Origin of the sequence: Aetokthonos hydrillicola CCALA 1050, from assembly GCF_017591665.1 — a bacterium.
In the GTDB taxonomy this organism is placed as follows: Bacteria; Cyanobacteriota; Cyanobacteriia; order Cyanobacteriales; family Nostocaceae; genus Aetokthonos; species Aetokthonos hydrillicola.
Window position 1 is genome coordinate 1 of the sequence record NZ_JAAKGC010000421.1, and the last position, 1,224, is coordinate 1,224.

The following is a 1,224-nucleotide window of genomic DNA, read 5'->3' on the forward strand; positions in this document are numbered from 1 at the left end:
GCTGCGATTGGACGCTTGCATTTTACAGGATGTTGACGATCTGATTCTACGTCTGCTATATCATTAATCAAATAAAAACTACTAGAAGTACTACAGAAGAGGATTAGTGCCAGCAGACTACCTGTTATAGATTGCTCATTGATGCTAAAAGCAAATAAAGGCGCTGCAAACACTACCAAATTTTTAGTCCACTGTTTCGGTCTTAAAGCAGCTATGTAAGCAAACTCTTTGCTTAAACGGGTTGTTGCGAGTTTTTTTGCAGTTGATGTGTGTCGGGAGTTCATGCGCTTTCAGTGAGTTTCCCTAATGTAGAATTATTTGTTTCCGCCTTGACACCCTGAACACAACCAAAATAGTTGAGCATAATTTAAGTATTATGCAATTGTTAACAAAAAAAAGTTACTTTAATAAACTTTTATATATGTCTAGCATTATAGCCGCTTAATTTTTCATGTTCGAATAAAAATCAAGCTAAAAAGCTCAGAAGCTTGTATTCACAAGAGATCTAGCGTCTGAAAACTCAAGCAACGTGTGCATGACTACCAAAACGACTAGAAAGGAAGAATACCCTTCTCTGTTTGTATCATTTCCAATTTTTTTAGTCATCCTTAGCATTGCGGAGTAACAATGTGAACAAAACTAGCGTTAGTAATTTGCTATCATTCCCAGGTTTGTAATTCTTCGGTAGTATTGCGTATTAGAGAATATAGTTTCTGGCGTCGCGTTTCAAAATTGGCTGCAAGTGAAATTAGTATGATACCAACGAGTAAACCAATAACCCATTTAAAAAAGGAATAAAGCCAGCTTAAAACCACGAGTTGATAGACACTGGTGATAAAAAAAGATATCAAGCCAATATAAAGAAAAGCCCGTACTCGCAAAGCTAAACCTGTAATAATTGCAACAAGGCTAAAAACTCCTGGTATCAGTGCTAGATCTTGATGAAAGATTATTGCCCAAAAACAAATTATGCCACTACCCAATAACCGTAATAAATGACGCTTAGCTCTCGTTTCTGGTGACCTAAAGTAAGGATCTAGCTGAGCAATGTACAACAGTGATAAACCAATCACTGTAACGTAGAGTAAAGGATCCGAGAGATTTATGGATTGGAGCCAATTAAATACCGTCCAATCACACAATATTATACTGATATAGGTAAAACGGAATTGGTTAGCAGCTTTAGCAACAAAGATATAAAAGCTAGCTGCAATTAGTAAGCTA

Annotated in this window: 2 pseudogenes; both read right to left on the reverse strand. The window is 36.4% G+C overall.

Annotation, left to right across the window (positions count from 1 at the left end):
- Window positions 1–284 (reverse strand): annotated as a pseudogene (locus G4P69_RS38490) (decaprenyl-phosphate phosphoribosyltransferase); the annotation flags it as partial.
- A 375-nt stretch (window positions 285–659) separates the two neighbouring features.
- A pseudogene (locus tag G4P69_RS38495) lies at window positions 660–1,224 on the reverse strand (DUF2157 domain-containing protein); the annotation flags it as partial.